Source organism: Stenotrophomonas geniculata ATCC 19374 = JCM 13324 (assembly GCF_001431625.1).
GTDB classification, from domain to species: Bacteria; Pseudomonadota; Gammaproteobacteria; order Xanthomonadales; family Xanthomonadaceae; genus Stenotrophomonas; species Stenotrophomonas geniculata.
On sequence record NZ_LLXT01000097.1, the window covers coordinates 15,382 to 41,793 of the forward strand.

General features: G+C 66.0%; 27 protein-coding genes. 10 read left to right on the top strand and 17 right to left on the bottom strand.

What is annotated here, in order from left to right; genetic code table 11:
* Positions 1 to 30: 30 nt before the first annotated feature.
* Entirely contained in the window at positions 31 to 723 is a 693-nt protein-coding gene (locus ARC63_RS08855; RefSeq protein WP_057503062.1) for an alpha/beta hydrolase, read from the bottom strand.
* Positions 724 to 821: 98 nt separating this feature from the next.
* Between ARC63_RS08855 and ARC63_RS08860 the strand changes: the two genes are divergently transcribed.
* The 6 genes from ARC63_RS08860 to ARC63_RS08885 all read left to right on the top strand — a co-directional run bounded on the left by ARC63_RS08860 (position 822) and on the right by ARC63_RS08885 (position 5,000).
* Complete coding sequence (locus tag ARC63_RS08860) at positions 822 to 1,754, top strand: AraC family transcriptional regulator (protein WP_231298608.1); 933 nt, start codon at positions 822 to 824, stop codon at positions 1,752 to 1,754.
* 70 nt (positions 1,755 to 1,824) lie between these two features.
* Positions 1,825 to 2,697: a glyoxalase III HchA gene (hchA, locus tag ARC63_RS08865; protein WP_057503064.1), complete on the top strand. Its 873-nt coding sequence runs from the start codon at positions 1,825 to 1,827 to the stop codon at positions 2,695 to 2,697.
* Between the two features lie 5 nt (positions 2,698 to 2,702).
* Positions 2,703 to 3,407, top strand: a complete 705-nt coding sequence (locus tag ARC63_RS08870) for a PA1136 family autoinducer-binding transcriptional regulator (RefSeq protein WP_057503065.1) — start codon at positions 2,703 to 2,705, stop codon at positions 3,405 to 3,407.
* 53 nt (positions 3,408 to 3,460) lie between these two features.
* Positions 3,461 to 3,733, top strand: coding sequence for a hypothetical protein (locus tag ARC63_RS08875; RefSeq protein ID WP_228355229.1), 273 nt, complete (start codon positions 3,461 to 3,463; stop codon positions 3,731 to 3,733).
* A gap of 28 nt (positions 3,734 to 3,761) precedes the next feature.
* Positions 3,762 to 4,007 carry a hypothetical protein gene (locus tag ARC63_RS08880; RefSeq protein ID WP_010484419.1) on the top strand — a complete coding sequence of 82 codons (246 nt, stop codon included), beginning with the start codon at positions 3,762 to 3,764 and terminating at the stop codon, positions 4,005 to 4,007.
* Positions 4,008 to 4,145: 138 nt separating this feature from the next.
* Positions 4,146 to 5,000: an endonuclease/exonuclease/phosphatase family protein gene (locus ARC63_RS08885; protein ID WP_057503066.1), complete on the top strand. Its 855-nt coding sequence runs from the start codon at positions 4,146 to 4,148 to the stop codon at positions 4,998 to 5,000.
* A gap of 19 nt (positions 5,001 to 5,019) precedes the next feature.
* Here the strand turns inward: ARC63_RS08885 and ARC63_RS08890 are convergent, their stop codons facing one another.
* Entirely contained in the window at positions 5,020 to 5,283 is a 264-nt protein-coding gene (locus tag ARC63_RS08890; RefSeq protein ID WP_010484415.1) for a hypothetical protein, read from the bottom strand.
* Positions 5,284 to 5,422: 139 nt separating this feature from the next.
* On the opposite strand from ARC63_RS08890, the gene ARC63_RS08895 reads away from it, so the two are divergent.
* Positions 5,423 to 5,800 carry a VOC family protein gene (locus tag ARC63_RS08895; protein WP_010484413.1) on the top strand — a complete coding sequence of 126 codons (378 nt, stop codon included), beginning with the start codon at positions 5,423 to 5,425 and terminating at the stop codon, positions 5,798 to 5,800.
* Between the two features lie 41 nt (positions 5,801 to 5,841).
* On the opposite strand, the gene ARC63_RS08900 is transcribed toward ARC63_RS08895, so the two are convergent.
* From ARC63_RS08900 to ARC63_RS08925, 6 genes are all read right to left on the bottom strand, one after another.
* Positions 5,842 to 7,263: an efflux transporter outer membrane subunit gene (locus ARC63_RS08900; protein ID WP_057503067.1), complete on the bottom strand. Its 1,422-nt coding sequence runs from the start codon at positions 7,261 to 7,263 to the stop codon at positions 5,842 to 5,844.
* Positions 7,257 to 7,994, bottom strand: coding sequence for an SDR family oxidoreductase (locus tag ARC63_RS08905; protein ID WP_005416162.1), 738 nt, complete (start codon positions 7,992 to 7,994; stop codon positions 7,257 to 7,259). The genes ARC63_RS08900 and ARC63_RS08905 overlap by 7 nt, the downstream gene beginning before the upstream one ends.
* 64 nt (positions 7,995 to 8,058) lie before the next feature.
* Entirely contained in the window at positions 8,059 to 11,229 is a 3,171-nt protein-coding gene (locus ARC63_RS08910) for an efflux RND transporter permease subunit (RefSeq protein ID WP_057503068.1), read from the bottom strand.
* Positions 11,230 to 11,356: 127 nt separating this feature from the next.
* Complete coding sequence (locus ARC63_RS08915) at positions 11,357 to 12,580, bottom strand: efflux RND transporter periplasmic adaptor subunit (protein ID WP_010484405.1); 1,224 nt, start codon at positions 12,578 to 12,580, stop codon at positions 11,357 to 11,359.
* A gap of 91 nt (positions 12,581 to 12,671) precedes the next feature.
* The gene (locus ARC63_RS08920) at positions 12,672 to 13,442 is read right to left on the bottom strand and encodes an SDR family NAD(P)-dependent oxidoreductase (RefSeq protein ID WP_019338346.1); all 771 of its coding nucleotides are present in this window, start codon (positions 13,440 to 13,442) and stop codon (positions 12,672 to 12,674) included.
* Positions 13,439 to 13,666 (bottom strand): hypothetical protein, encoded by a 228-nt coding sequence (locus tag ARC63_RS08925; RefSeq protein WP_010484401.1) that lies wholly within the window; start codon positions 13,664 to 13,666, stop codon positions 13,439 to 13,441. The genes ARC63_RS08920 and ARC63_RS08925 overlap by 4 nt, the downstream gene beginning before the upstream one ends.
* Positions 13,667 to 13,813: 147 nt before the next feature.
* On the opposite strand from ARC63_RS08925, the gene ARC63_RS08930 reads away from it, so the two are divergent.
* Complete coding sequence (locus ARC63_RS08930) at positions 13,814 to 14,845, top strand: LysR family transcriptional regulator (RefSeq protein ID WP_005409107.1); 1,032 nt, start codon at positions 13,814 to 13,816, stop codon at positions 14,843 to 14,845.
* A gap of 458 nt (positions 14,846 to 15,303) precedes the next feature.
* On the opposite strand, the gene ARC63_RS08935 is transcribed toward ARC63_RS08930, so the two are convergent.
* The 6 genes from ARC63_RS08935 to ARC63_RS08960 all read right to left on the bottom strand — a co-directional run bounded on the left by ARC63_RS08935 (position 15,304) and on the right by ARC63_RS08960 (position 23,261).
* Positions 15,304 to 15,999, bottom strand: coding sequence for a YiaD family glycine zipper/OmpA-like lipoprotein (locus tag ARC63_RS08935; RefSeq protein WP_010484399.1), 696 nt, complete (start codon positions 15,997 to 15,999; stop codon positions 15,304 to 15,306).
* A 139-nt stretch (positions 16,000 to 16,138) separates the two neighbouring features.
* The gene (locus ARC63_RS08940; RefSeq protein WP_057503069.1) at positions 16,139 to 17,554 is read right to left on the bottom strand and encodes a cryptochrome/photolyase family protein; all 1,416 of its coding nucleotides are present in this window, start codon (positions 17,552 to 17,554) and stop codon (positions 16,139 to 16,141) included.
* Between the two features lie 89 nt (positions 17,555 to 17,643).
* Positions 17,644 to 18,258 (bottom strand): inorganic diphosphatase, encoded by a 615-nt coding sequence (locus ARC63_RS08945; protein WP_057503070.1) that lies wholly within the window; start codon positions 18,256 to 18,258, stop codon positions 17,644 to 17,646.
* Positions 18,259 to 18,268: 10 nt separating this feature from the next.
* Complete coding sequence (locus ARC63_RS08950; protein ID WP_224329389.1) at positions 18,269 to 19,618, bottom strand: purple acid phosphatase family protein; 1,350 nt, start codon at positions 19,616 to 19,618, stop codon at positions 18,269 to 18,271.
* Positions 19,619 to 19,632: 14 nt separating this feature from the next.
* Complete coding sequence (locus ARC63_RS08955; RefSeq protein ID WP_057503071.1) at positions 19,633 to 20,748, bottom strand: NHL repeat-containing protein; 1,116 nt, start codon at positions 20,746 to 20,748, stop codon at positions 19,633 to 19,635.
* Positions 20,748 to 23,261, bottom strand: coding sequence for a TonB-dependent receptor (locus ARC63_RS08960; protein WP_425513174.1), 2,514 nt, complete (start codon positions 23,259 to 23,261; stop codon positions 20,748 to 20,750). Before ARC63_RS08960 ends, ARC63_RS08955 begins: the two co-directional genes overlap by 1 nt.
* Positions 23,262 to 23,476: 215 nt before the next feature.
* Between ARC63_RS08960 and upp the strand changes: the two genes are divergently transcribed.
* Complete coding sequence (upp, locus tag ARC63_RS08965; RefSeq protein WP_004153184.1) at positions 23,477 to 24,109, top strand: uracil phosphoribosyltransferase; 633 nt, start codon at positions 23,477 to 23,479, stop codon at positions 24,107 to 24,109.
* A 59-nt stretch (positions 24,110 to 24,168) separates the two neighbouring features.
* On the opposite strand, the gene ARC63_RS08970 is transcribed toward upp, so the two are convergent.
* Both ARC63_RS08970 and ARC63_RS08975 read right to left on the bottom strand, forming a co-directional pair.
* Positions 24,169 to 24,648, bottom strand: a complete 480-nt coding sequence (locus ARC63_RS08970; protein ID WP_049434910.1) for an SRPBCC family protein — start codon at positions 24,646 to 24,648, stop codon at positions 24,169 to 24,171.
* Positions 24,620 to 25,054, bottom strand: coding sequence for an ArsR/SmtB family transcription factor (locus tag ARC63_RS08975; protein WP_224329208.1), 435 nt, complete (start codon positions 25,052 to 25,054; stop codon positions 24,620 to 24,622). The genes ARC63_RS08970 and ARC63_RS08975 overlap by 29 nt, the downstream gene beginning before the upstream one ends.
* 57 nt (positions 25,055 to 25,111) lie before the next feature.
* On the opposite strand from ARC63_RS08975, the gene ARC63_RS08980 reads away from it, so the two are divergent.
* Entirely contained in the window at positions 25,112 to 25,405 is a 294-nt protein-coding gene (locus tag ARC63_RS08980; protein ID WP_019338338.1) for a PsiF family protein, read from the top strand.
* Between the two features lie 85 nt (positions 25,406 to 25,490).
* On the opposite strand, the gene ARC63_RS08985 is transcribed toward ARC63_RS08980, so the two are convergent.
* Positions 25,491 to 26,378: an MBL fold metallo-hydrolase gene (locus ARC63_RS08985; protein WP_019338337.1), complete on the bottom strand. Its 888-nt coding sequence runs from the start codon at positions 26,376 to 26,378 to the stop codon at positions 25,491 to 25,493.
* Positions 26,379 to 26,412 lie beyond the last annotated feature (34 nt).

Sequence of the window (26,412 nt, forward strand, 5' to 3'; positions counted from 1 at the left end):
GACACCACCACCGCGGCAAGACCGGGAAACTCAGCCTTGTCCGTCGGACGCAGCTTCGGTGATCAGTTCGGCCACCGCTACCGGCTGCGATGCCAGCGATGCATGACTGGCATCCAGCGTGATGCTGGCACGTGGCTGCATGCGTGCCGCCATGCGCCGCTGGTTATCAGGGTGAATCATGTGGTCAGCGCTGGAGACCTGGTACCAGCTCGGCTTATGCCGCCACGCCGGAACACTGACGGCATCACCGAACGTGCTCGCCAGCGGCGCCTTCTGGGTGACCGCCATTACCCGCGCCTCGTCGGCCTGCAGGTCCTGGCAGAAACTCTCGTGGAATTTGCCGGGCTGCAGCCACAGGTAGCCGTCGCTGTCCGGCGCCAGATTGGCCGCCGCCTGCGGCAGCTGTTGCTGGGTGATGCCGCCAGGGCTCTCGCCCGCATCCGGCGCGAACGCGGCAATGAAGACCAGGCCGGTCACGTTGGGTTCGTTTCCGGCTTCGGAGATCACCGCGCCACCATACGAATGGCCGACCAGCAGCACCGGCCCCGCAACCTGGCGGATCATGCGCCGGGTCCGCTCTGCGTCGTCGGCCAGCGACGTCAACGGCAGTTCCACGGCACGCAGATCGTGGAAGCCCCGGCGATCGAGCTCCAGGATCACCTTGGCCCAATGCGCGGCGCCGCCCCAGAAACCATGAACCAGAATGATGCTTGGCTTGCTCATCTTGCAGAACTCCTCACTTGGATGGGATCGTTGCCCGACAGCCATCAGCGCTGCCTGAAGCCACCCGACCAGACTACGGATCGCCCCTGCCAGCGGCGATGCACGGACTCCTGAAAACCATGCCAAGGCTCCACACCACCGAATCGCTTCAGGCCGGCTCCGACGCCTTGTTTGCGATCTTCCAGTCCTCGCGCATGCACGGCGGCGACATCACCCGCCACGTCGTGCAGCCCGGTGGGGCCCGCATCATTGCCGTGGGGCGCGGCTGCTTCCATTTCATCGAACAGGGTACGGCACGCCTGCATGCGGATGCCACGGTGGTGCCACTGCAGACCGGCGAGCTGCTGTTGATGCCGCATGGCAGGACACATCGCATCGACTGTGCCGGCGACGCCTCGCAACCTGCCCATCTGACCACGGCGTCCTTTGGATTTGATGGCCCAGGCAGCCAGCTGCTGCTTGATGCCCTGCCCGGCTGGCTGCATGTTCCCGGGGTTGACCGGATGCCGAACGGATTTCCCGCCAGCTCAGCCGATTGGGTGGCGGTAACCCTGGGCGCAATCCAGGTTGAAGCGGCCCGGCCCACGCTGGGTAGTGGGCTGATGCTGTCACGCCTGCTCGACCTGTTGTTTGTCTGGACGCTGCGCTACTGGCTGGGAACCTCCAGCCCTCACAACTGCCAGCGTCTGCACGCACTGGCCGACCCATTGATCGGGCGGGCACTGGCGTTGATGCAGGCACACCCCGCACAGGCATGGACGGTCGAGTCTCTGGCGGCAAGCCTGAATCAGTCCCGCTCGAACTTCGCGCAGCGGTTCAGCCTGGCCACCGGCATGTCACCGATGCGTTATCTCGCTGGATCGCGATTGCAGCTGGCCGCGGAGCTGCTGCGCAGCGGAAACCGGCGGGTTTCGCAGATCGCCGGAGACGTCGGGTATCTCTCCGAACCAGCATTCAGCCGTGCGTTCCGCCGTGCTTTCGGCATGAGCCCGAATGCCTGGCGCCAACAGATGGAAGCGTCGCGCGAATGAGGGGAAAACCCTCATCGCACGTACGCATCAGCCCTTCTATGCTGGCTCCACTACCCCACTGGAGGTCCGCATGAACACGCAAGAGCCCAGCCGCCATCCCAGCCCCGACCCGGCCGAGCGCGACGCCTTCTTCCCGTCTCCGTACGCGCTGTCACAGTTCACGTCGGCGAAGAGCGACCTGTCCGGTGCCGACTATCCCGACGCGCGCCGTGATGGCCGCTGGAAGGTGCTGATGATCGCTGCGGACGAACGCTATCTGCCTACTGCCAACGGCCACCTGTTCTCCACCGGCAACCATCCGGTGGAAACCCTGCTGCCGATGTACCACCTGGACAAGGCCGGCTTCGACATCGATGTGGCCACGCTGTCCGGCAACGCCGCAAAGTTCGAGTGGTGGGCGTTCCCGCGCGAGGACAAGGAGATCGGCGGACTGTACGACCGCTACGAAGCCCGCTTCCGCCAGCCACTGCCGTTGGCTGAGGTGGTGGCAGGCCTCGATGCCGCATCGGATTATGCAGCCGTGTTCATTCCCGGTGGCCATGGCGCCCTTATCGGACTGCCGCAGAGTCGCGCGGTAAAGGCAGCCCTGCACTGGGCGATGGCCGAGCAACGCCACATCATCACCCTCTGCCACGGCCCGGCCGCGTTGCTGGCCGCAGGCGTCGACGAGGCCGACGGTGGCTCGTTGTTCCGCGGCTACCGCATCTGTGCCTTCCCCGATGCGATGGACCGGCAGACACCGGAGATCGGCTACATGCCCGGGCAGCTGCCGTGGTTCTTCGGTGAACGCCTGGCGCAGCAGGGCGTGCAGATCGTCAATGACGGCATCGATGGCAGCGTGCTGCAGGACCGCCTACTGCTGACCGGTGACAGCCCGCTGGCCGGCAATGCGCTGGGCAAGCTGGCCGCGCGCACGCTGCTCGACGCACTGGCCGGGCGCTGATCGGGATGGACGATCTGGTGCAGGCGTTGCTGGAACTGGAACGCGCTCGCTCACTGAGTTCGGTGGGCGCGGTACTGCGCAGCATCTCTGCACCACTCGGCTACGACCGCGTGCTGGTGTTCGCCACCGGCACGGGGTTGGAGCGCGGTACCCAGCGCGTGTACTGGATCGAGGGCGACTGGTTCGGCGACGGCAGCAGTACCGACCTCGAGCGCTACCTGCACGCCTGTCCGGTCAATCGCCACGTGCTGGACAGTGACGCGCCGTTCTTCTGGAGCAAGCGCCAGGGCGTTCGCGGCGAACGCTATCAGGTGGTGAAGCAGCCTCGTGGTGAAGGCCTGCACGGCCTGCAGGTGCCGGTGTTCGGCACCACCGGCCTGGAAGGCGCGATCAGTTTTGCCGGGACAGCGATCGATGCATCGGCCAGCGCGCGGCTGCTGCTGGATGCTGCTGCAGCTGCAGCATTCCGTGCCGCACGCCGGCTTGCAGAGACACCCGGCGAACTTTCCGGACGTACGTTGAGCACGCGCGAACGCGAGGTGCTGCGCTGGGTCGCCGCCGGCCGTCGCCAGGCGGAGATCGCGGCCACGCTGGGGCTTTCCGCTCGTACAGTGGAAAATCACCTGCGTCGCGCGCGCCAGCGTCTGGGAGTGGCAACCACCGCGCAGGCGGTACGCGCTGCCAGTCGGCGCGGCGAGATCGAGGACTGATCCGGGCGAGACACTTCCGGCGGCCTGGTTCGCGTGCTACACACGCCATGCGCATGTGCGCGATTGCAGAAAGCAAGGATGATGCTTATGAAACTGCAACTGGCTTCGATGGCGGCACTGATTGTGACGTTCGCTGGAATGATGTCGTCCGGCACGGCGAGCGCGGGGGTGCCGACCCGCCCGGCAGCATAACCCGCTGCGAACCGTTTGAAGTGGAGCGTTATCGCTTCCACCAGCATTGCATCGTGACCATGCCCGACGTGGACGGTGAGATCTTCCTCAGCGAGTACTGGATCGACGAGTACGGCAATCCCTATCTGATGTAAGCCCCCCCCATCGACAAGGAACGTAAGGATGAGACTGCATCAAGGTTTTCCGGCATGTGCGTTTGCCGCCGTGCTGGCCGTGGCCGCACTGGCTCCGGTCGGCACCACGATGGCGGCCGAAGTCGTCGAGGTCCAGGAGGAATGCGTGCCCTTCCGCATCGCTGGCAACGTATTCCACCAGCGCTGCACGTCGTACGTGATCTACGACGACGGCACCCGCGAAGTCACCGGCCATTACAACCGCGACGAAAACGGGATGATCTACGACCCCTGATCGCGCCCGCACGATCCGCCGGGCGGCGCCTTCACCGCCCGCCCGGCATCTCCCAGCCGCCCATCCAGGCATACCGCTGCCCTCGCCTTCCGTGGCATGCTTCGTGAAACCGTTTTCATGGAATGGAGGGATTCCACGATGTTGTCGCGTTTCCGTCGCCCTGCGCTGTGTGCGCTGCTGGCGCTTGCTCTGCCTGGCGTCGCCTGGGCTGCTGCACCGGCGCCGCTGAAAGTAATGTCGTTCAATGTCCGCACTCCGGCCGATACCGAACCGGGCAAGCGCTGGCCCGACCGTCGCGATGCCATGGTCAAGGTGATCCTCGACGCGCATCCGGCGGTGATCGGCACGCAGGAGCTGGTGAAGGAACAGGCCGACTACCTGTCAGGGCACCTGCCCGGCTACCGCTGGTTCGGTGAAGGCCGCCGCGGTGGCAGCGGCGATGAACACATGGGCGTGTTCTACGACAGCAAGGTGCTGGCCATCGAGGAATCCGGCAACTTCTGGTTGTCCGATACACCCGATGTACCCGGCAGCATCACCTGGGGCAATCTGTACCCGCGCATGGTTACCTGGGCCCTGTTCCGGCGCCTGGACGACGGCCGTCGCTTCTATTTCATGAATACCCACCTGCCCTACCGCGACGAGGACGAACCACGCCGGGTGAAGGGTGCCGAGCTGATCGGCAAGCGCCTGGAAGCACTGCCGGCCGACCTGCCGGTGGTGTTGACCGGTGACTTCAACAGCGAGCCAGGCGGTGACACCTACAAGGCGTTCACCCGCCTCCTGCTGGACACCCGTACCCAGGTGAGGGCTCCGCAGGGTCCGCGCCTGACCTTCCACAACTTCACCGGCAAGGCCACCGTGCAGCTGGACTGGGTGCTGGTGCGCGGCTTCCATGCGCGCAGCTTCCTTACCGATGATCGTCGCATCGATGGCGTGCTGCCGTCGGACCACTTCCCGTTGGTGGTCACGCTGGACTGGCCGAAGCACTGACTCCCTGCGGCAGCCGTGGCTACGGCGGCGGCTGCCGCGACAACAGCCGGTACAACGCCTGGTGCTGGTTGCGCGCCTGGCAGATGCGGGCGCCGACGGCGAGAAACACGGCAACGCCGATCAGCCCCAGCCCCAGCATCGGATCGGGCAGCCGCAGGAAACCGATGGCAGCGGCCATCGTCGCCAGCACCATCAGCACTACGACCGCTACCGACAGCCCTGCGCCAGGCGGTCCCGGATCACCAAACAGCATGCGCTGGGTATCGCGTTTGTCATCGCTCATCGCCTTCCCTCCTGGACTCTGCCCCACTAGTTACACCGCAGGCCCCGGTTCTGGCAGAGTCAGAAACGTCATGACTGTGACAACGTCCACAGCGCGCGACGCGCTACCCTTCCTCCATTCCCAATCTGCGGAGGACGTCATGGCGCACCAGAGCCGTCTGGCCGGATTCATCATCGACTGCCAGGACACGCCCGCTGACGAAGGCGCACGCTTCTGGGCGGCCGCACTCGGCCTGCAGGCGCAGCCATCGTATGCCGAAGATGGCGCCGAGTACGCTGACCTGCAGGGCGCTCCTGCGGGCCTGAACGTGGAAGTACAGCGCGTCGATCACCCTTCACGGGTGCACCTGGACATCGAGAGCGACGACATCGACGCCGAGGCCGACCGCCTGGAGAGGCTCGGCGCGCGCCGGATCGGCTTCGTCAAACGTTGGTGGGTAATGGAAGCACCGACCGGCCATCGCTTCTGCATCGTGCGCATGCGCGAGCGCGAGGTGCCTGCCAATCACTGGCCCTGAAAGAAGAAAGGGACGGAAGCCACTGCTTCCGTCCCCTGCGGTTACTGCACCTGCGCCACACTCGGCGGCTGCGGTGATTGACCCCATCCCCCCAGCGCCTTGTACACGCCCACCACGCTGACGTTGACCTCGGACTCGGCGGCCGCCAACGCATCATCGGCCGCCAGTTGCGTGCGCTGCGCATCCAGCAGGGTCAGGAAGTCCTCCGAGCCCTCGCGGTAGCGGATCTGCGCCAGCGACTCAGCGCGGCGTGCCGCCTGCGCCTGCTCGACCACGATCGCCAGCCGCGCCTGCTGCTTGGAATAGCGGGTCAGCGCGTTCTCGGTGTCTTCCAGTGCCAGCAGCACGGCCTGCTCATACTGTGCTGCCACGCCTTCGGCCTCGGCCTTGCTGGCACGCAGGCGTGCACGCACGGTGCCGAAGTCGAATGCTGCCCAGCTCAGCGACGGGGTCAGCGACCAGGCCTTGTTGTTGCCATTGACCAGGCCACTTGCATCGCCGCCGAGGAAGCCGACGAAACCGGACAGCGACAGCCGCGGGAACAGGTCCGCAGTAGCCACGCCCACGCGTGCGGTAGCAGCGGCCAGGCGACGCTCGGCCACGCGCACGTCGGCGCGTTGGCGCAGCAGCTCGCGGGTATCGCCCAGCGGCAGTGCCTTGGCGAATGCCGGCACGTCATGTGGTGCCAGCATGGCGGTCAGCGTTTCCGGGCGCTGGCCCAGCAGCACCGCCAGCCGGTTACGCGACTGCGTCTCGGCCACTTCCAGAAGCGGAATGTCGGCCTCGATCGCCTTCAGCCGTGCACGGCTGCTCTGCACGTCCAGCTCACTGCCGGCGCCCAGCTCCCAGCGCGCCTCGGTCAGCTTCTGCGTATCGCGCAGGTTGACCAGCGTGTGCTGGGCCACGGCGATGCGCTTCTGCGTACCGCGCAGCTCGAAGTAGTTGCGCGCCACTTCGGCGGCGACCAGCACCTGCGCATCGGCCAGGTTGGCCTGCTCGGCGTCGAGGTCGGCGCGCGCGGCTTCTGCAGCACGGCGCTTGCGGCCGAACAGATCCAGCTCCCAGCCGGCGTCGAAGCCGAGCTGGTAGCTTTCACTGAACACCCGCTGCCCACCCAGCTGCGGATCGGGTTGCTTGCGGCGGTCGTAGCTGCCGCCTGCGGTGATGTGCGGGGCCTGGTCGAAACGGCTTTCGACGAACACCGCGCGGGCCTGGCTGACGCGGGCCACGGCCACGCGAAGATCCAGGTTGTCCGACAGTGCGCCATGCACCAGCTGTTCCAGCACCGGATCATCGAACTGCGCCCACCAGCTGGCCACCGGCGAGGCGGTGCTGAACACCGGCTGCTGCGCACCCTGCAGCACCACAGGCTCCTGTACCGGCGCCTTGTAGTTGGGGCCGACGCTGACACAGCCTGCCAGCACCAGGCTGGAGACGGCCATCGCCAACGTGCGGATCACCATGGCAGCACCTCGCCCAGGTAGGTGAAGCTGCCGCTGGCGCCGGATTCACCGATCAACGCCATTTCCACGCTGGAACGTGCGCCTTCGCTGATTTCGATTTCGCCGTTGCCGCCGTTCATGTCGGTCTTCACGTAACCCGGATGCACGGTGTTGACCTTGATCGGGGTATTGCGCAGTTCGTAGGCCAGACTCAGGGTCCAGCTGTTCACCGCCGCCTTGGAGGCGTTGTAGGCCGGGATCTTGAAATCGTAGATGCCCGACGCCGGGTCGGCGTGCAGGGTCTGCGAGCCGAGCATGCTCGATACGTTGACGATGCGCCCGGACTTGGCCTGCTTGACCAGCGGCAGGAAGGCCTGGGTGACCGCCACCAGCGCATACACGTTGGTGTCGAAAGTGCGCTTCCAGGTATCGAGTGACTGTTCCGACGGTGCCTGCGCGGGGTTCTCGATCATGATGCCGGCGTTGTTGACCAGGATGTCGAGGCGGCCATGGCGCTGGCGCACCTGCTCGACCGCTTCGGCGATGCTGGCCGCGTCGGTCACGTCCAGTTGCAGGGCTTCGACCGGCAGGCCTTCAGCCTGCAGCTTCAGTGCCAGCTCCACGGCGGTCTCACGCTTGCGACCGGCCAGCAGCGTGTGCACGCCAGCCTGGGCCAGCTGGCGCACAGTTTCCAGGCCGATGCCACGGGTGGCGCCGGTGACCAGCGCGATCTTGTTCTGATGGGTGTTCATGGATGCATGCCTTGTGAGGGGAAAGCCGCCACCGGCCAATAACCGGCGGCGACGGGGTTCCATATCAGTGGTGGATGGTCGGCTCGCCGTGCTGCACCAGCTGGCCACCACCGTTGCGGGTGACGAACTTGCGCAGGGCCACGTAGAACACCGGGGTGAGGAACAGGCCGAACAGAGTCACGCCCAGCATGCCGGCGAACACGGTGATACCGGTCACCGAGCGCACTTCGGCGCCTGCACCGTGCGACAGCACCAGCGGCACGGTGCCGGCGATGAAGGCGATGGAGGTCATCACGATCGGGCGCAGACGCAGGCGGCAGGCTTCCAATGCCGCTTCAACGATGCCCTTGCCGCCCATCTCCAGCTCTCTGGCGAACTCGACGATCAGGATCGCGTTCTTGCACGCCAGGCCCATCAGCACCACCAGGCCGACCTGCACGAACACGTTGTTGTCACCACCGGTCAACCACACGCCGAACAGCGCGGACAGCAGGGTCATCGGCACGATCAGGATCACCGCCAGCGGCAGCGACCAGCTCTCGTACAACGCGGCCAGCACCAGGAAGGCCAACATGATCGCCACCGGGAAGACAATGAAGGCCGCCTTGCCCTGGGTTGCCTGCTGGTAGCTCAGGTCGGTCCATTCGGTGGTCATGCCCACCGGCAGCACCTTGCCGGCGATCTCGGTCAGCTTGTTCATCGCCTCGGCGGAGGACAGCAGGCGCGGGTCGGCTTCACCGGCCAGGTCAGCCGCCGGATAGCCATTGAAGCGCAGCACCGGGTCCGGGCCGAAGGTCTGCTTGATGGTGACCATCGAACCGATCGGCACCATCTCGCCGCGGTCGTTGCGGGTGCGCAGCTTGCCGATGTCCTCGACCGTCTCGCGGTACGGACCGTCGGCCTGGGCGATCACCTGCCAGGTACGGCCGAACTGGTTGAAGTCGTTGACGTAGGCCGAACCGAGGTAGGTCTGCAGGGTGTCGAACAGTTCGGTGAGCTGCACGCCCTGCGCCTTGGCCTTGACGCGGTCGACCTCGGCATCCAGCTGCGGCACATTGGCCTGGTAGCTGGAAATCGGGAATGCCATGCCCGGCGTCTGCGCCACGGTGCCCTGCATCGCCTGTACGGCATTCTGCAGCGCGCCGTAACCCAGGTTGCCACGGTCCTCGATGAACATCTGGTAGCCGTTGCCGTTGCCCAGGCCGAGGATCGGCGGCGGCATCATCGCGAAGGCGAAGCCTTCCTGCAGCCCGGCGATCTTCTGGTTGATCTCGGCGTTGATCTGCGCGGCAGTGCGGCCATGGCGCTCGGCGAACGGCTTGAGCGGAATGAACGCCACACCCGTGTTCGGCGTGTTGGTGAACTGCAGCGCGTTCAAGCCCGGGAACGAGATGGTGTGGGCCACGCCATCGGTTTCCTGGGCGATCTTGGCGACCTTGCGCAACATTTCATCGGTACGCGCGATCGAGGAGCCTTCCGGCAGCTTCACACCGGCGATCAGGTACAGCTTGTCCTGGGTCGGGATGAAGCCCGGCGGCACCAGCTTGAAGATCACGCCGGTACCGACCAGCAGGATCGCGTAGACCACGAACACCGCACCACGACGGCCGAGGATGCGGGCCACGCCACGCTCGTACTTCTCCGAGCTGGACTTGAAGAAGCGGTTGAACGGACGGAACACCCAACCGAACAGGCGGTCGATCAGGCGGCTCGGGCCGTCCTTCGGGGCACCGTGGGCCTTCAGCAGGCGCGCGGCGAGGGCCGGCGACAGGGTCAGCGAGTTGATCGCCGAGATCACCGTGGAAATGGCGATGGTGACCGCGAACTGCTTGTAGAACTGGCCGGTGACACCGGACAGGAACGCCATCGGCACGAACACGGCGCACAGCACCAGCGCGATCGCCACGATCGGGCCGGAGACCTCGCGCATGGCCTGGTGAGCCGCGGCGGTGGGCGACAACCCTTCCTCGATGTTGCGTTCGACGTTCTCCACCACCACGATCGCGTCGTCGACCACGATGCCGATCGCCAGCACCAGGCCGAACAGGCTCAGCGTGTTGATCGAGAAGCCCAGCAGGTACAGCGCGGCAAAGGTACCCACCACCGACACCGGCACCGCGATCAACGGGATGATCGAGGCACGCCAGGTCTGCAGGAACAGGATCACCACCAGCACCACCAGCGCGATGGCTTCCAGCAGCGTGGAGACCACAGCCTTGATCGAATCGCGCACGAAGATGGTGGTGTCATACACCGCTTCGTACTTCACGTCGGCCGGCATGGTCTTCTGCATCTCGTCCATCGTCGAGATGACCTGGTCGCGGATTTCCAGCGCGTTCGCACCCGGCGACTGGAAGATACCGATACCGACCGCGTTCTTGCCGTCCAGCTGCGAGCGCAGGGTGTAGTCACCGGCACCCAGTTCCAGGCGGGCCACGTCGGACAGGCGCACGATCTCGCCATCGGTGCCGCTCTTGAGCACGATGTCGCCGAATTCCTTTTCGGTCTTCAGCCTGCCCTGGGCGTTGATCAGGGTCAGGAACTTGCTGTCCGGCAGCGGTTCGGCGCCAAGCTGGCCGGCCGACACCTGCACGTTCTGCTCGCGCATGGCGCGCACCACGTCGCTGGCGGTCAGGCCGCGCGAAGCCACCTTGTCCGGGTCCAGCCAGGCGCGCATGGCGTAGTCGCCACCGCCGAAGATCTGCGCGTCACCCACGCCCGGAATACGCGCCAGCGCATCCTTGACGTGCAGGCGCGCGTAGTTGCGCAGGTACAGGGTGTCGTACTTGCCTTGCGGCGAGGTCAGGTGCACCACCATCAGGAAGGTCGGTGACTGCTTCTGCGTGGTCACGCCCTGCCGGCGCACGTCCTCGGGCAGGCGTGCCTGTGCCTGCGCCACGCGGTTCTGCACCTTCACCGCCGCCGCGTCCGGGTCGGTGCCCGGGCGGAAGGTGACGGTCATCTGCAGCACGCCGTCCGAGCCGGCAACCGACTTCAGATACATCATGCCTTCGACGCCGTTGATGGCCTCTTCAAGCGGCGTGGCGACGGTCTCGGCAATGACCTTGGGGTTGGCGCCCGGATACACCGTACGCACGACCACCGACGGCGGCACCACTTCCGGGTACTCGCTGATCGGCAGGATCGGAATCGTGATCAGGCCTGCGACGAAGATCACGATCGACAGCACCGCCGCGAAGATCGGCCTGTCGATGAAGAAACGGGAAAAGTCCATGGAGGAATTCCTGGGAAAGGCCGACGGCGGGCAACAGCCACCCTGCCCCTCGTCGATATGACGAAGGCACGGAAGGCTGCCGCTGGCGCCGGCAGCTAAGCGGGGACGCGGATCAGGAGCGGGCGGATCAGTGGTTCAGCGCAGCGGTGGCATCACGGCCCGGTGCCGGCGCAGCCTGCGGCTGCATCGCCACGGCCTTGGCCTGCACCGGCATGCCCGGCATGAAGACCTTCTGCACGCCGTCGATGATCACCTTGTCGCCGGCGGCCAGGCCGTGCTCGACAATGCGCAGGCCATCGGCGGTGCGGCCGAGCTGGATGTCACGGCGCTGGGCCTTGCCATCCTTGTCGACCACGTAGACGTACTTGCGGTCCTGGTCGGTCAGCACGGCCTTGTCGTCGATCAGCAGGGCCTGGAACTGGCCGCTGCCGAGCAGCTGCACGCGGGCGAACAGGCCCGGCGTGAACTGGCGGTCGGCGTTGTCCAGCAGCGCACGGACGCGGATGGTGCCGGTGCTGCGCGCCACCTGGTTGTCGAGGAAATCGACCTTGCCCGAGTGCGGATAGCCCTCTTCCCCGGACAGGCCGACCTTCACCGGCAGCTCGCTGTCCCGCTCGCTCGGGCGCTCGCCCTTGCGCGCCATCTGGGCGTAGCGCAGGAAAGTGCTCTCGTCGGCATCGAAATAGACGAACACCGTGTCCAGCGAGACCAGCGTGGTCAGCACGCTGGCGCTGTCGCCGGCGGTAACCAGATTGCCAGCGGTGACCATCGCGCGGCCGGCACGGCCGTCGATCGGTGCGCGCACCTTGGTGAACTCCAGGTTTAGCCGGGCCGCGTCCAGCGCTGCCTGCGCGGCCTGCACCGCAGCACCGGACTGGTCGGCCGCCGCACGACGCTGTTCGGCGGTCTCGGTGGAGATCGCCTGCTGCTCGGACAGGCGCTTGGCACGCTCGGACTCGCTGCGGGCCAGCGTAGCCTGGGTGCGGGCACGGGCCAGTTCTGCGGCAGCGCGATCGTACTCGGCCTGGTAGCTGCGCGCGTCGATGGTGAAGAGCACTTCGCCCTTCTTCACTTCTTGGCCTTCGACGTAGTTGACCTTGTCGATGTAGCCGGACACGCGCGGACGCAGTTCAACGCTCTGTACCGCTTCGACGCGGCCGCTGAATTCGTCCCACTGGCTGACCTGCTTGACCAGCACCGGCGCTGCGCTGACCTGCGGCGGAGGCGGTGCACCGGCTTCTTCGGCATGGCCGCCGCTGCAGGCCGCCAGCACGGCCGCGGCGAGGATCGACACGCCGACCATCGCGATGCGATGGCCGAAACGATGTGGGGTGGTATTGGGGGAAGTCATGGCATGCATCCGTACGGAGGGGTGGTACAGCTAGATGAGAACGTGTTGCAAAAATCGGCGCCGCATACTGCGACCTCAACCATGGTCGAGGTCAAGCGACGCCTGCGGTATCGCGCCACAAAGGGGGAACTTCCAAGTGCAGCAGGCCGCGCGGCAGTTCGGCATCGCTGCTGTCACAGCGGACGATGGCGCGGTTGTCGCGGCAACCATCCAGCAGCGAGACCACGCGACGGCCGACCAGCAGCGAGCTGGGCCACTCGATGCAGGCATTGGCCGCGTTGGCCGGGGTACAGACGGGGCTGCAGACTTCCAGCATCTGCGCGCGCACGCCCAGCGCCTGCGCTTCCTGGTGCACCACCTGCGCGTACATGCGCAGCGCGGCGGTGGTAATCGAGGTCTCGCCGTAGCCCGCCCACGGCTTGGCGTTGGCCGGGCTGCCGATCATCACGTAGCGTCGTGCGTGCACGTTGTCCTGCAGCAGCGGCAGCAGGTGACGCACCGCGTGCACGTGCGGCATCAGGTCGGCCTGCATCGCGCCCAGCAGTTCATCGCCGTTGCGGTCGGTCACCCGGCCGCGACGGTAAGGACCACCCATTGCGGCGATCACGGCGGCCAGCGGACGCGGGCGATGCGCGATGCGTTCGGCCAGTGCGCGCGCCGAGCCGTCATCGCTGAGCGAACCCAGCAGCGTCTCCAGGCCCGGCTCGTCGGCGAACTGCTCATGCAGCGCCGCCAGCCGGCCCGGATCGCGACCGACCACCAGCACCGGGCTGCCGGCTTCCAGCAATGCGCCAACCACGCCCTGGCCGACGGCACCGGTGCCGCCGAGGACCAGGACTTCGGGCGTCAGCATCCCATTCACGGGACATTTCCTCCCAAATCCGGGATAGTCCCGATTCGACGCAGCCGGTCGCCCTTGTGCGGGACCAGGCGGATGGCACCGCCACGCTGCTGACGCATGGGCGCGGTAAACTCACGAAAGTCCTTGTGTACCAAGGAACTCGGGCGGACTTCAACGGTCATTGCCAGGTCCAGGCTGCTCTGGCCGGCGTTCCGGAGACGGGCAAGAATGTTGCGCAGGCTCATGGCGGACGGGCTCCAATTAACGAATGGCGCCACGATAGACCTCAAACCTTTACTTGATTAGTCCTGATTAAGGGGAATAATCATCCCGCTCCCGGTCCAATCGTTCTGTCACGATTGTCCCATCCCCGACGTCCAGGATCCCAGACCATGTCCCACGATCTCAACGAGACGCTGATCTTCGTCAAAGTGGTCGAGCAAGGCAGTTTCATTGCCGCTGCCAAATCGCTCGGCCTGCCCAAGACCACGGTCAGCCGCAAGGTGCAGGAACTGGAGACGCGCCTGGGTGCGCGCCTGCTGCACCGGACCACGCGCCGCCTCGGCCTGACCGAAGCCGGTTCGATCTATCACGAACATTGCCAACGCATCGCACGCGAGCTTGAAGAAGCCGAGAGCGCAGTGAGCCAGTTGCAGTCCGGGCCGCGTGGCTGGCTGCGCTTCACTGTGCCTTACTCGATCGGCATCACCTGGATTGCGCCGCTGCTGGGCCAGTTCCATGCCCAGTATCCAGAGATCCGCCTGGACATGCATATGGGCAACGAGAAGCTGGACCTGATTGCCGGCGAAGCCGATCTGGCGCTGCGCGTGGGTGCCTTGCCCGATTCCAATCTGGTCGCGCGCAAGCTCGGCAGCCTGCGCACGCAGGTGTTCGCCAGCCCAGCCTACATCGAACGTTATGGCGAGCCGCTGCATCCGGAAGAATTGCAGTTCCATCGCATCCTGGCGATGCGCAAGCCGTACCACACCGGCAACTCGCCGCGCTTCACTTGGCAGCTGGGCGAGAACGGCGGCGAGCTGCGCGACTTCCCTGTTACCCCGCTGATGACCGCAAACGACATGTCTGCGCTCAATGGTGCGCTGGTGTGCGGCGAAGGCCTGCTGCTGACCGGCGACGTGATGGCCAAGCCGTTCGTTGAATCGGGCATGGTGCGCCGCGTGCTGGCCGGCTGGACCGGCCCGGAAGTGGACTTCAACGCCGTGTTCGCCGGTGGCCGCCTGGTCTCGCCGAAGGTGCGTGCGTTCGTCGACTTCCTGGTCGAGAAGCTCAACTTCGACGCCAACTACATGCTGGCGCAATGCCCGGGCGCGAAGCTGGCACAGCAGCAGAAAGAAAAGGAAGACGCTGCGCTGGAAAGCAGCGGCAAGCGGATCCTGGAGAAGGTGGCCGCCTCGGCGGCATGACCGAGGGTATCCACGCATGGCGTAGATCTACCCGAGCGCGCGATGCCGCTTTCTGTAGCGTCGAAGGTAGCGGCAGGAGCCGCTACCAACGTCGCTTGCGACGGCCCGACGGGTGCCGGTCAGGACGACCGGCATAGCCATGCTCGACTGCCTTTCGAACGGCGCCGACCAAAGTTGGCATCTACCAGAAGAGGTAGCCGAGCGTGGCTCGGCTCTACAGGCGCTATCGGCGTGCCGAGCAATGCTCGGCACCCACAAAAATGCCGCCTGCAAGGGCGGCATTTTCGTTCCGGCTGCGCCGGGCTTCCGGTAGATGCCGACCTTGGTCGGCGCCGTTCGGAGAAGCCGCGAACGGGAACGCTATCGGCGTGCCGAGCAAGCTCGGCACCTACAAAAATGCCGCCTGCAAGGGCGGCATTTCCGTTCCGGCTGCGCCGGAATCGCAATAACGCTACGCGTTATTGCTTGAGCGGAATCACACGGATTTCGACACGGCGGTTCTTGGCGCGGCCGGCGTCGGTGCTGTTGTCGGCAATCGGGTACGACTTGCCGGCGCCCAGCGTTTCGATACGCACGCTCTGCACGCCCTGGCCGATCAGGTACTGCGCGACCGAGTCGGCACGTTCCTTCGACAGGCGGTTGTTGACCGCGTCGCTGCCGATGCTGTCGGTGTGGCCGACCACTTCGATCATGGTCTGGTTGTAGTCACGCAGAGTGCCTGCGACGCCGTTGAGCGAACCATAGAACTGCGGCTTCAGGGTCGACTTGCCGAAATCGAAGGTGATGCCGTCCGGCAGGTTCAGCATGATGTTGTCGCCCTGGCGCTGCACATCGATGCCGGTATTGGCGGTGCGCTCGCGCAGTGCGCGTTCCTGGCGATCCTGGTACTGGCCGACCGCGGCGCCGCTGAGCGCGCCGATACCAGCACCAATCAGGGCATGCTGGCGGCGCTCGGTGGCGCTGTCGCCGGTCAGCAGGCCGGCGGCCACGCCGATGGCGGTACCGATCAGGGCGTTGCGGCCGGTGCGGTTCTGCTGCTCGGTCGGGTTGCCGTACTGGTCACTCTGTACGTAGGAGCCGCCGGTGGCGCAGGCCGACAGGACGGCCGCACTCATCAGGGCCAATGCGACGTTGCGGGTGGTGTTGCGGATCATGAGGTTCTCCTTGGTTTCCGGTTGGCCGGCGGCCTGCGGGCGCAAAGAGAATAAACAGCCCGATGCGATGCCGGAATGATGATCGGGCACGCCGACAGGGCCGCGTTCAGCTAACTGACCGGATCACTCAACCCGCACTTTACCCCGCTCCTGACTGCCGGTAGGCAGCCAGCGCGGCATCGCGGCCAGCCGCCAGATCCACCAGCGGCGTACGCGGATAGCCCGGGGCATGCGCCGCCAGCAACTGTGGATGCTGCCACGGCGCGAAGCGCGCCTTCACCGGCAGCGCCGCCAGTTCGGGCACCCAGCGGCTGATGTAGCGGGCCTGCGGGTCGAACTTCTCGGCCTGGGTGACCGGGTTGAACACGCGGAAGTACGGTGCGGCATCGGCGCCGGTCCCGGCCACCCATTGCCAGCCCATCGTGTTGTTGGCCAGGTCGGCATCGACCAGGGTGTCCCAGAACCAGCGCGCGCCGTGAAGCCAGTGCGCACGCAGGTGCTTGCACAGGTAGCTGGCAACGATCATCCGCACCCGGTTGTGCATGTAGCCGGTGTGCCACAGCTCGCGCAGGCCGGCGTCGACGATCGGCACGCCGGTGTTGCCGCGCTGCCAGTCGTGCAGCTGCGCGTCACTGGGCGTTGCCCATGGGAAGCGATCGAAACGGGGGTTGAGGTTGTCGGTCGGCGTCTTCGGGAAGTGATGCAGCAGGTGGTAAGCGAAGTCACGCCAGCCCAGCTGGCGCAGGTAGCCGTCGATGTCGGCGTCGGTGCCGGCACTACGCAGCCCTTCCAGCGCATGGGCAATCCGCCAGGGGGCGATTTCGCCGAAATGCAGGTGCGGTGACAGCCGCGAGGTACCGACACGGTCCGGCAGGTCCCGCTGCTCGCGATACCCGCGCAGGGCACCATCTTCAAAGACGGACAGTGCTTCCAGCGCACCGGCTTCACCCGGCTGCCAGTGTTCCCAGAAGCCGGTATCCCAGTCCAGCGTCGGTGCCAGCTGGAGATCATCCAGTGCGAGGCTGTCGACCGCGTGTGCCGCCAGTGCCTTCGGTGCGGCCTGCAGCGAAGGCAGGCGCCAATGACTGAGTACGTTGCGCCAGTACGGCGTAAATACCTTGTACGGCTGGCCCTGCTGGGTGGCGATGTCCCAAGGCTCGAACAACAGGCTGCCATTGCAGCTGTGCGTGTCGATGCCCTGCTCGCGCAGCATGCGCTTGATGGTGGCGTCGCGTGGCTGGGTGGCCGGTTCGTATTTGCGGTTCCAGTAGACCGCCCCGGCGCCGGTCTGCTCGATCAGCAACTGCAGGGCCGGCAGGCTGTCACCACTGTGCAGCACCAGCGAGGAACCCCGCGTGCGCAGGTCCGCATCCAGCGCGGCCAGTGAACGGTGGCGCCACGCATCGGAGGCGGCACCCGGCGCCCACCCGCCTTCTTCGTGCGGCGCATGGATGTAGACCGGCACCACGTCGTGACCGGCATCCAGCGCGGCCTGCAGGGCCGGATTGTCCTGCAGCCGCAGATCACGGCGGAACCATACCAACGCTACCGACACAGGCACTGCCTTCGTTGTGGAAGGCGCACATGATAGCCAGCGGTGGTGAAGGAGATGCGCGCGCCCGGCCATCCATGCATGGCGTGGGTCTACTGCTTGAATCGCTCCATCGCTTCACTGATCAGCCCGCGCGCCTCGGCGGCGTTGCCCCAACCGTTGAGCTGCACCGGGTTGCGCCCGGCCGGCAGCTCCTTGTAGACCCGGAAGAAGGCCTCGATGCGCTGCCGTTCGGTCTCCGGCAGATCGGCCAGATCGCGGATGTTGGCGTAGCTCGGATCAACCTTGTCGGTGGGCACCCCGATGATCTTCTCGTCGTGCTCGCCGCCGTCGATCATCTTCAGGTAGCCGATCGGCCGGAAGCGCACGATCACGCCCGGATGCAGCGGTTCGCGGGTCAGCACCAGTGCATCCAGCGGATCGTTGTCACCGGCCAGGGTGCGCGGCATCGAACCGTAGTTGGCCGGATAGGCGACCGGCATCGACTGGAAGCGGTCCACATGGACCAGGCCATCGTCCTTGATCTCGTACTTGGTGAAGCTGCCGGCCGGAATCTCCACCGCCAGATTCACCTCCTGCGGGGCCTGCTTCGGCTGCGCCACCAGGAACGGATGCAGCACGGTATCGGCGGCGGTCACTGCACTGGCCAGCAACAGCAGGGCGGCGCCGATGGCAGCGAGCGGAAGGATGCGACGGGGCGTGGTCATCGGTGCGTCCTCATTCCCAGCAGCGGTCGGCACGACCCTTGGCAGTCTGCGCGCGCGGGCAGTCACGCGGCGTGATGCGGCCTTCGGTCAGCTCCGTGCGCTGCTTGCCACCCTTGGCATCACGGCGCAGTTCGAAGGCATCGTAGAGACGGCCAGTCACGGTGCGTGCTTCATAGCGCAGGTGCTGCGGATCGATGTTCAACACCTGGAACAACTGGGTGTCTTCGGCCACCGGGTCCATCGTCCTGCGCGCTTCGTCGGAAAGGCGATACTGCTTCGGCCCCGCCACGGTGACCACATACTGCGGCGTCGCGGCCTGCCCTTCACCACGGCGACCATAGGTGTGATCGTGGCCCTGCAGCACCAGGTCGACGTTATGGCGGCGTACCACCGGCAGCAGCACGTCACGCAACGCGGCGTTCTCGCGTCCTTCGCGCGGCGAGTAGAACGGCTGGTGCAGCAGCACGATGGTCCACGGCTGCGGATTTCCGCCCAGTACCTTGTCCAGCCACTGTGCCTGTGCCTTGGCGGTGCCCAGGTCGAGCGCCGAAGTGCCATCGACTACGGCCACGCGCACGCCCTGCGCATCGAACCAGTAGCTGGTCTGCTGCGCGGCGCTGGCGCCATTGCCCGGCAGCGCAAACGTCACCGGCCAATGCTTGCCCAGCACGCGGCGTTCCTGCGGGGTGTCCTCGAACTCCTCGAAATACTCGTGGTTGCCGATGGCCGGGGCCACCAGGGTTTCCTGCGCCAGCCAGCTGGTCGCAGCAAACCACTCGCCCCACTCGCTGTCATCCATGTTGTCGCCGCCGCTGACCAGGTCGCCGGCAAACAGGCTCATGCGCGCCTGCGGTGCGGCCTTCTGCGCGGCGCGCACTACCCGGCTGACATGGCTGACGTTCTTGTTCTGGGTATCACCGAAGTACAGCAGGGTCAGCGGCTGGTCGGCCGCGGCCAGTGTGCGCAACTGGTTCCAGGCGCTCCAGCTGCCGTTGCCCTGCACGCGGTAGACGTACTGGGTATCCGGCTGCAGGCCGCTGATGTCGGCGCGATGATGATGCGACAGACCATTCTCGGTCTGTAGCGAACGGGTCGTTGCGCGCACCTGGCGGATGCCCTCGATGGCCGGCGAATCTCCGGCGAGGGCAATCTCCAGCAGCGGTGCCTGCACGCTGCCGTCGGTACGCCAGGCGACAGCGAATCCATGGCTGGGATCGACCGCCGGCGAGGCGACGATGCGGTCAGGTACCGTCGTTGCTGCGTAGTGGCGGCTGCCCGCCGGCACCTGGGTATTCGGTTCGGCCGCTGCGAACGACAATGACGGCAACGCCAGCAGCAAGCTCAGCGCCAGCGTACGCATCACGCAGTGCCCGCTCATGCGCCACACTCCAGCGGCAGCGCCAACTGCTTGGCGATGCTCTCCCAGTCGAACGCAACCACGCCCTGGTCGTCGTGCACGGCATACAGCGCACCGTGCGGGAAGCGCGCGCTGGGTTGCTGCATCATCCAGATGCCATCGGTGTTGGCCACGGTATTGCCCTGGAACGCACCGACCGGCTTCAGCGTATGCCGGTCGAACAGGTGGAACACGCTGCGCTGCTTGCCCTGTTCGGTAGTGATCCACCAGCCGTCCTTGCCACAGGTGCGCAGGGTCACGCCTTCGGCCTGGGCCTTGAACACGTCGCGACCGAAGGTGGTACCGGTGAAGCGACCTGACAGGGTGTAGACCTTGAACTCGCTGGCGTAGCTCTCGTCCTCTTCGGCAATCAGCAGGCGGTCGTTATCCGGGTCGCCCCAGATCGATTCGACTACGCGTAGTGCACCGGCTTCGCTGGTGTCACCGATGCTGGCGACGAGCTTCGCCTCGACCTTCGCACCATCGCGGGTCACGTGATACTGGCGCACGCGCTTGTCCAGCTCGGCCAGCGGCGGCAGGATGTCACGGCCCTGCGCATCCTCGCCGTTGTCCCAGGAGTCGGTGACGTAGACGCTGTAGCCATCGGCGCGGCGGTCTACCCACAGCCCGTACGGCTTGCGCAGGTCCTCCGCAGCGAACGTCGCCAGCGGTGCGAAGTCCGGCAGGCTCAATACCTGCACGCGATGATTGTCGCGCTCCACGATCCACAGCAGATCGTCGATCACCGCGATGCCGTTTGGGCGGTCGAACTGCCCCGGTGCGGTGCCGCTGCTGCCCACGTCACGCAGGTGCTGGCCGGTGCTGCCGTCGTAGACCACCAGCTTGTCGGTGGCCTTTGCGGTGGCGATCAGCCACAGCCTGCCATCCGGAGCTCGCCAGGCCGCAGGCGAGTCGATGTTGTCAGCCGGGGTCATCGGCGAAAGGAAGGCCTCGGCGATGGTGGTCACCGCTCGCTCGCCGCTGGCCTTCGCTGACGTCGCGGCCATGGCGGGGTCATTGCCGGTGGCCGGCGTGCAGCCGGCAGCCAGCGCTACCGCCAGCGCGGTGGCCAAGGCAGTGATGCGACGCCCCATCACAGTGCCACCTTCAGGCCCAGCGCGTAGGTGCGGCCATACTCTTCCATCTGCAGGGTGCGCGAGCGCGTGCCCTGGTACAGCTCAAGCGGCTTGTCCAGCAGGTTCTGCGCTTCGAGATACATGCTCACGCGCGGGGTGAACTTGTAGTCCAGCGAGAAGTCGAGCTGGGTGTTCGGCGCGACGTAGATGTCGAAGGCGCGGCCCTTGCCGATGCTGTCCAGGTACTCGCTGCGGTACACCGCCGCCAGCCGCGTACTCAGACCGTACTTCTCATAGCCGATGTGGGCACTGTAGACGTGCTTGGAGGCGCGCGGCAGGGTGAAGTCCTCGCCTGGGCGGTCCTTGATGCCGGCATCGAACTCGGTATCCAGCCACGTGCCACTGGCGCCGACCAGCAGGCCATCCAGGCCCTCCGGCAGGAAGGCCAGCTGCTGCTGCCAGTTGAACTCGGCACCGCGCACGGTGGCCTTGCGGCCGTTGATCGGCTGGGTCACGTCCAGGCCGCCGTAGGCCGGATCATTGGTGCGCACGGTCTCCACGATGTAACCATCGATCGACTTGTGGAACAGGCCCAGCGAGACGATGCCGCTGCTGCCGATGTACTTCTCTACCGACAGGTCGATGTTCTTCGACTCGTACGGGTCCAGTTCCGGATTGCCCAGGCGCACTTCCTCGTCACCGCGGCTGTAGCCCACGCGCGGTGAAATGTCACCGAACGAGGGGCGCGACACGGTCTTGTTGGCCGAGGCGCGCAGCACCCAGTCATCGGCCGCGTCATAGCGCAGGTGCAGGCCCGGCAGCACGTTGGTGTAGCTGCTGTTGGCCACGCGCGGGGTGACGGTGAAGCTGCGGCCGTTGGCGGCCACGTCCACCTGGTTGCCGACTGCCTTGAACTGGGTGTTTTCCACGCGAACACCGCCGATGATGCGCAGCGCGCCCACATCCCAGGTGCCCATCGCATAGCTGGCGAAGATGTCTTCGCTGGCCACGTAGTCCTCTTCCAGCGAGGTCATCGCGTTGCCACCGACGTCCTGCGGGCGGGCACTGTACTGGCCGCCATTGGCCGCCCAGAAGGCACGCATCGCGGCCGAATCCATGCCATCACCCAGGTTGCCGTGGCGGTGTTCGGGCGGGGAGGTGCTCCAGCTCGACAGCGCCACCTTCGGGCCGACACGCAGTTCGCGCTCATCCACATTGACGTCGCGGTCGCGCCAGCGGCCCAGCAGGCCGAATTTGATGCTGCTGCTGTCGCCGTCGAAGCGCACGTTGACCTGCGCGCTGTGCTCCTTGTCGTTCACCTGCTTGGGCGAAAGCACGAAGCGGTCGAACGCGTAGTTGCTGCTGTCCAGCCACTGCGGATTGTCGAAGCTGTAGCTGGGCAGGCGGCTGCTCTGGTCCAGGGTGCCGTTGAAGGCCTTGCCGTTGAGCTTGAAGCGCGCCTCCATCTCGTCATTCACGCGCTCTTCGGTACGGGTGTAGCCAACCCTGTAGTCGACCACGGCGTTGGTCAGCTTGTTCTCGCCACCCAGGCTGGCCGCGAAGGTGTTTTCCTTCTTGGTTCGGTAGCGCATGCGCTTGTCGATGGAATCCTTCGGCATGCCATCCAGGCGGTACTGGTCGGTGCCGGTCCTGACCATCTTGGCGTCGTCGAAGTTGAAGATCACACGCTGGCGGGTTTCGGCATCGTCGAACTGGCTGTACAGCGTGCGCAGGTAGTACTTGCTGTCTTCGTTCGGGCGCCAGTCGAGGTTGAGGTTGGCGCCGATGCGCTTGCGCTCGATCTCGTACTTGCGGTGCTGCAGGTTGATCGCGGTGACGTCGCCAGGTGCGGCGTCATCCTCGCCGTCATACTCCACTTCGGTGTTGTCCGACTCGAACTTCCGCTTCTGGTAGTTCACGCCCAGGGCCACGCCGAAGGTGTCGTTGAACACTTCGCTGTAGTTGAAGGCGGCCTTGGGGCTGGTCTCGCCGGACAACTGCTGGTGGCTGCCTTCGATCTTGCCACGCAGGCTGCGACCGTCGCGGTCGAAGGCCGAGGCCGATTCCACCAGCACGGCGCCGCCGATGGCATCACCGGGCATGTCCGGGGTCGGCGACTTGACCACGCGCAGGCGTTCGGTGGAGTCGGACGGGATCACGTCCAACGGCGCGGCACGGCTGGAATCCTCCGGCGTGCCCACGGCGATGCCATCCACGCTGACGCTGTTGAGATTGGCATCCAGGCCACGGATCACCACGAAGCGGCCCTCGCCCTGGTCGCGGGTGACGCTGATGCCCGGCAGCCGCTGCAGCGACTCGGCCACGTTCTTGTCCGGGTACTGGCCCAGCGCATCGGAGGACACCGCGTCTTCGATGGCGTCGCTGCTGCGCTTGAGGTCGACCGTGCGGATCTGCGATTCGAGCTGGGCGCGCACTTCGATGCGGTCCAGGTCGACCGCGTCCGACGCCACGGCGCCGGTGGCGGCTACCGCCTGCTGCCCGGCGGCATGCAGCGGTGCTGCGGCCCCCATTGCCAGGGTCAGCGTGATGGCAACGGCCAACGGAGTCTTGATATGCACTGGGAATCCCCATTCCTGTTAAGAATGGGTCTGCACGGTATGTCCGCAAGATTGCATGGCCGTGACATGCGCCTGCGCATTTCATGCTGGCCGTCTCCGGCCCCGGTTTGGGGTTGGCCGCCCAATCCGGCAAAATGGCGCCCTCTCTCCTTTTCCCCTTCCCGACCATGAAGATCGTCGAAGTGCGCCACCCGCTGGTGCAGCACAAGATCGGCCTGATGCGCAACGCTGCGCTCAGCACCAAGGATTTCCGCGAACTGGCCAACGAGCTGGGTACGCTGCTGGCCTATGAGGCCACCGCCGACCTGGAAACCGAGCCGCACACCCTGCCCGGCTGGGCCGGCCCGGTCACCGTGCAGCGCATTGCGGGCGCCAAGATCACCGTGGTGCCGATCCTGCGCGCCGGCCTGGGCATGCTCAGCGGCGTGCTGTCGCTGATCCCGGCCGCCCGCGTCAGCGTGGTGGGCCTGCAGCGCGATGAGGAAACCCTGCAGCCGGTGCCCTACTTCGAGCGCCTGACCGGCCGCCTGGAAGAGCGCGACGCGCTGATCCTGGACCCGATGCTGGCCACCGGCGGCACGCTGATCGCCACCATCGACATGCTCAAGCGTGCCGGCGCCCGCCGCATCAAGGGCATTTTCCTGGTGGCCGCGCCGGAAGGCATCGAGGCGGTCAAGGCCGTGCACCCGGACGTGGAGATCTACACCGCGGCCATCGACGCCCAGCTCAACGACAAGGGCTACATCCTGCCAGGCCTGGGCGATGCCGGTGACCGTATCTTCGGGACCCGCGTCGGCTGATCCGGCGAACCGGGGTCAGCGCCCTTTCACAGCGGAAGGGATCTGACCCCAAGCGCGGCCTACAGGCCGGCCGCGAAGGCTTCCAGCTGGCCGATGACCGTGTTCCAGCCGTCGAAGAAGCCCAGCTGCTCATGCTGGTCACGCAGGGCCTTGTCCGGGTGCATCACCCGCGCGGTATAGCGGCAGCCCTGCCCGTCATCCTCCATCGTGATGACGGCGGTGAAGCCCAGCCAGGGTGACTGCGGTCGCCAGCCTGCGCCCAGCATCGAGGTGAACACCAGGCGCTGCTGCGGCACGATCTCCAGGAAACTGCCCGGATTGTCGCTGCTGCCACCATCGGGGCCCTGCATGAAGGTGTGGAAGGCCCCGCCGGGGCGCAGGTCGAATGCGCGTACCTCGGTGGTCCACGGCTTCGGGCACCACCACTGGCGCAGCAGTTCCGGATCGGTCCAGGCCCGCCACAGGGCGGCACGCGGTGCATTCAACACACGGCTGATGACCAGGTCGGTGTCAGGGTTGTTGCCTGCGTCTACGGCCATGGGCCTGCTCCTGTCGGTGAAGGGTTTCAACGAAATCGACCATGCGGTCGGCGCGCGCTTCCCATACGGCACGTTGTTCGGCCAGCCACTGCTCGGCCTCGCCCAACCGCGCCGGCACCAGTTCGCAGGTGCGTACGCGCCCCCGCTTGTGGCTGCGCACCACGCCGCTGCGCTCCAGCACGGCCAGATGTTTCATCAGAGAAGGCAAAGCCATCTCGAAGGGCCCGGCCAGCATCGACACCGTGCGCGGCCCCTGCCCCAGCACAGCCACGATCGCGCACCGGGTCGGGTCGGCCAATGCCTGGAAGACGTCTTGAATGGCGGGATCATACTTACCCATATGGCTAAGTAATACGCCGATCTGAACGTTGCCGCAAGCAGGCGCGGCAATGGCGTGGTTCTTCACGTGGCCTTGCAGGCTGGAAGCGAATGCTCCGCGCACCCGCCACCCTTGGAGCTCCCGATGAAAGCCTCTTTCCTGCTGGCCGCCGTCCTGCTGGTCGGCCTGCCCCTGGCTGCCAATGCCACCACGCCGCAGCAGCAGCGCATGGCCGAATGCTCAGCCAAGAACAAGGGCTTGAAGGGGGATGCCTACAAGACTGCACAGAGCTCCTGCCTCAGCGGCCATGCCGCCGAGACCAAGGCCGCGACAACGCCGCAGGAACGCATGCGCAAATGCAACGCCGATGCCGGCACGAAAAAATTGACCGGTGATGCGCGCAAGACCTTCATGAGCAGTTGCCTGAAGGCATCGTAACGGTCGCATCCGGATGAAACGGCCATCCACGCATGGCGTGGACCTGCCGCCATCAGTGAAGGCCGGGCGTTGCCCGGCCTTTCCATTACCCCAGGGCGCGTGCCTTCAGCTCGCCCTGTTCGTGCAGGGTCACGAAACGCCCCTTGTCATCCCTGCCCAGCTGCGCCAACGCCACCTGCGGGTCGTGGGTGAAGAACAGCCGCACGTTGCGCGCCAGCTTGTCTTCAAGGAACTGCCGCTTTTCGTCGATCAGCAGCTCGGCATTGCGGTCGTAGCCCATGGTGATCGGCACGTGTACCCATGAGCGCCCCGGGATCAGGTCGGCACAGAACACCACGCCACCGTGCGCACTTTCGCCGGCATGCGCGTGACCGACGATCTCGGCCAGCATCAGCCCCGGCGTATGCCCGTCGCTGTAGCTGAAGCGCACGCTGCGGCCGAGCGCCTTCGAGTACTCCCCGTCCACCACTTCCAGCCGGCCACTGGCCTGCAGCAGGCCCGGCAGTTCCGGAATGAAGCTGGCGCGGTCGCGCGGGTGTGGCTGCACGGCGCGCTGCCAATGCTGCGCGCCGACCACATAGGTTGCGTTGGGGAACAGCAGCTCGGGCTCACGCCCTTCGCTCCACGCCGCCAGCAGGCCGCCGGCATGATCGAAGTGCAGGTGGCTGAGCACCACCACGTCGATATCCTCGTGCTCGAAGCCGGCTTCGCGCAGCGAATCGATCAGCACATGCTGGCTTTCCTGCACGCCGTAGCGCTCGCGCATGCGCGGGTCGAAGAACGCGCCGATCCCGGTTTCAAACAGCACGGTTTTGCCTTCCAGCGGGCTGGCAAGCAGCGCACGGCAGGCCAGCTCGATGCGATTGAGCTCGTCCGGTGCCGCCCATTTTTCCCACAACGCGCGCGGCGCGTTGCCGAACATCGCGCCGCCATCGAGGCGCTGCGAGTTTCCACGAATTGACCAGAGTTTCATGTGTCGATTATCGGCGCCGGCTCGTTAAATAATC

Coding starts and splice junctions, on each gene's coding strand:
- ARC63_RS08855 (WP_057503062.1), bottom strand. CDS start 723: ATGAGCAAGCCAAGCATCATTCTGGTTCATGGTTTCTGGGGCGGCGCC.
- ARC63_RS08860 (WP_231298608.1), top strand. CDS start 822: ATGCACGGACTCCTGAAAACCATGCCAAGGCTCCACACCACCGAATCG.
- hchA (WP_057503064.1), top strand. CDS start 1,825: ATGAACACGCAAGAGCCCAGCCGCCATCCCAGCCCCGACCCGGCCGAG.
- ARC63_RS08870 (WP_057503065.1), top strand. CDS start 2,703: ATGGACGATCTGGTGCAGGCGTTGCTGGAACTGGAACGCGCTCGCTCA.
- ARC63_RS08875 (WP_228355229.1), top strand. CDS start 3,461: ATGTGCGCGATTGCAGAAAGCAAGGATGATGCTTATGAAACTGCAACT.
- ARC63_RS08880 (WP_010484419.1), top strand. CDS start 3,762: ATGAGACTGCATCAAGGTTTTCCGGCATGTGCGTTTGCCGCCGTGCTG.
- ARC63_RS08885 (WP_057503066.1), top strand. CDS start 4,146: ATGTTGTCGCGTTTCCGTCGCCCTGCGCTGTGTGCGCTGCTGGCGCTT.
- ARC63_RS08890 (WP_010484415.1), bottom strand. CDS start 5,283: ATGAGCGATGACAAACGCGATACCCAGCGCATGCTGTTTGGTGATCCG.
- ARC63_RS08895 (WP_010484413.1), top strand. CDS start 5,423: ATGGCGCACCAGAGCCGTCTGGCCGGATTCATCATCGACTGCCAGGAC.
- ARC63_RS08900 (WP_057503067.1), bottom strand. CDS start 7,263: ATGGTGATCCGCACGTTGGCGATGGCCGTCTCCAGCCTGGTGCTGGCA.
- ARC63_RS08905 (WP_005416162.1), bottom strand. CDS start 7,994: ATGAACACCCATCAGAACAAGATCGCGCTGGTCACCGGCGCCACCCGT.
- ARC63_RS08910 (WP_057503068.1), bottom strand. CDS start 11,229: ATGGACTTTTCCCGTTTCTTCATCGACAGGCCGATCTTCGCGGCGGTG.
- ARC63_RS08915 (WP_010484405.1), bottom strand. CDS start 12,580: ATGACTTCCCCCAATACCACCCCACATCGTTTCGGCCATCGCATCGCG.
- ARC63_RS08925 (WP_010484401.1), bottom strand. CDS start 13,666: ATGAGCCTGCGCAACATTCTTGCCCGTCTCCGGAACGCCGGCCAGAGC.
- ARC63_RS08930 (WP_005409107.1), top strand. CDS start 13,814: ATGTCCCACGATCTCAACGAGACGCTGATCTTCGTCAAAGTGGTCGAG.
- ARC63_RS08935 (WP_010484399.1), bottom strand. CDS start 15,999: ATGATCCGCAACACCACCCGCAACGTCGCATTGGCCCTGATGAGTGCG.
- ARC63_RS08945 (WP_057503070.1), bottom strand. CDS start 18,258: ATGACCACGCCCCGTCGCATCCTTCCGCTCGCTGCCATCGGCGCCGCC.
- ARC63_RS08950 (WP_224329389.1), bottom strand. CDS start 19,618: ATGCGTACGCTGGCGCTGAGCTTGCTGCTGGCGTTGCCGTCATTGTCG.
- ARC63_RS08955 (WP_057503071.1), bottom strand. CDS start 20,748: ATGGGGCGTCGCATCACTGCCTTGGCCACCGCGCTGGCGGTAGCGCTG.
- ARC63_RS08960 (WP_425513174.1), bottom strand. CDS start 23,261: ATGGGGGCCGCAGCACCGCTGCATGCCGCCGGGCAGCAGGCGGTAGCC.
- upp (WP_004153184.1), top strand. CDS start 23,477: ATGAAGATCGTCGAAGTGCGCCACCCGCTGGTGCAGCACAAGATCGGC.
- ARC63_RS08970 (WP_049434910.1), bottom strand. CDS start 24,648: ATGGCCGTAGACGCAGGCAACAACCCTGACACCGACCTGGTCATCAGC.
- ARC63_RS08980 (WP_019338338.1), top strand. CDS start 25,112: ATGAAAGCCTCTTTCCTGCTGGCCGCCGTCCTGCTGGTCGGCCTGCCC.
- ARC63_RS08985 (WP_019338337.1), bottom strand. CDS start 26,378: ATGAAACTCTGGTCAATTCGTGGAAACTCGCAGCGCCTCGATGGCGGC.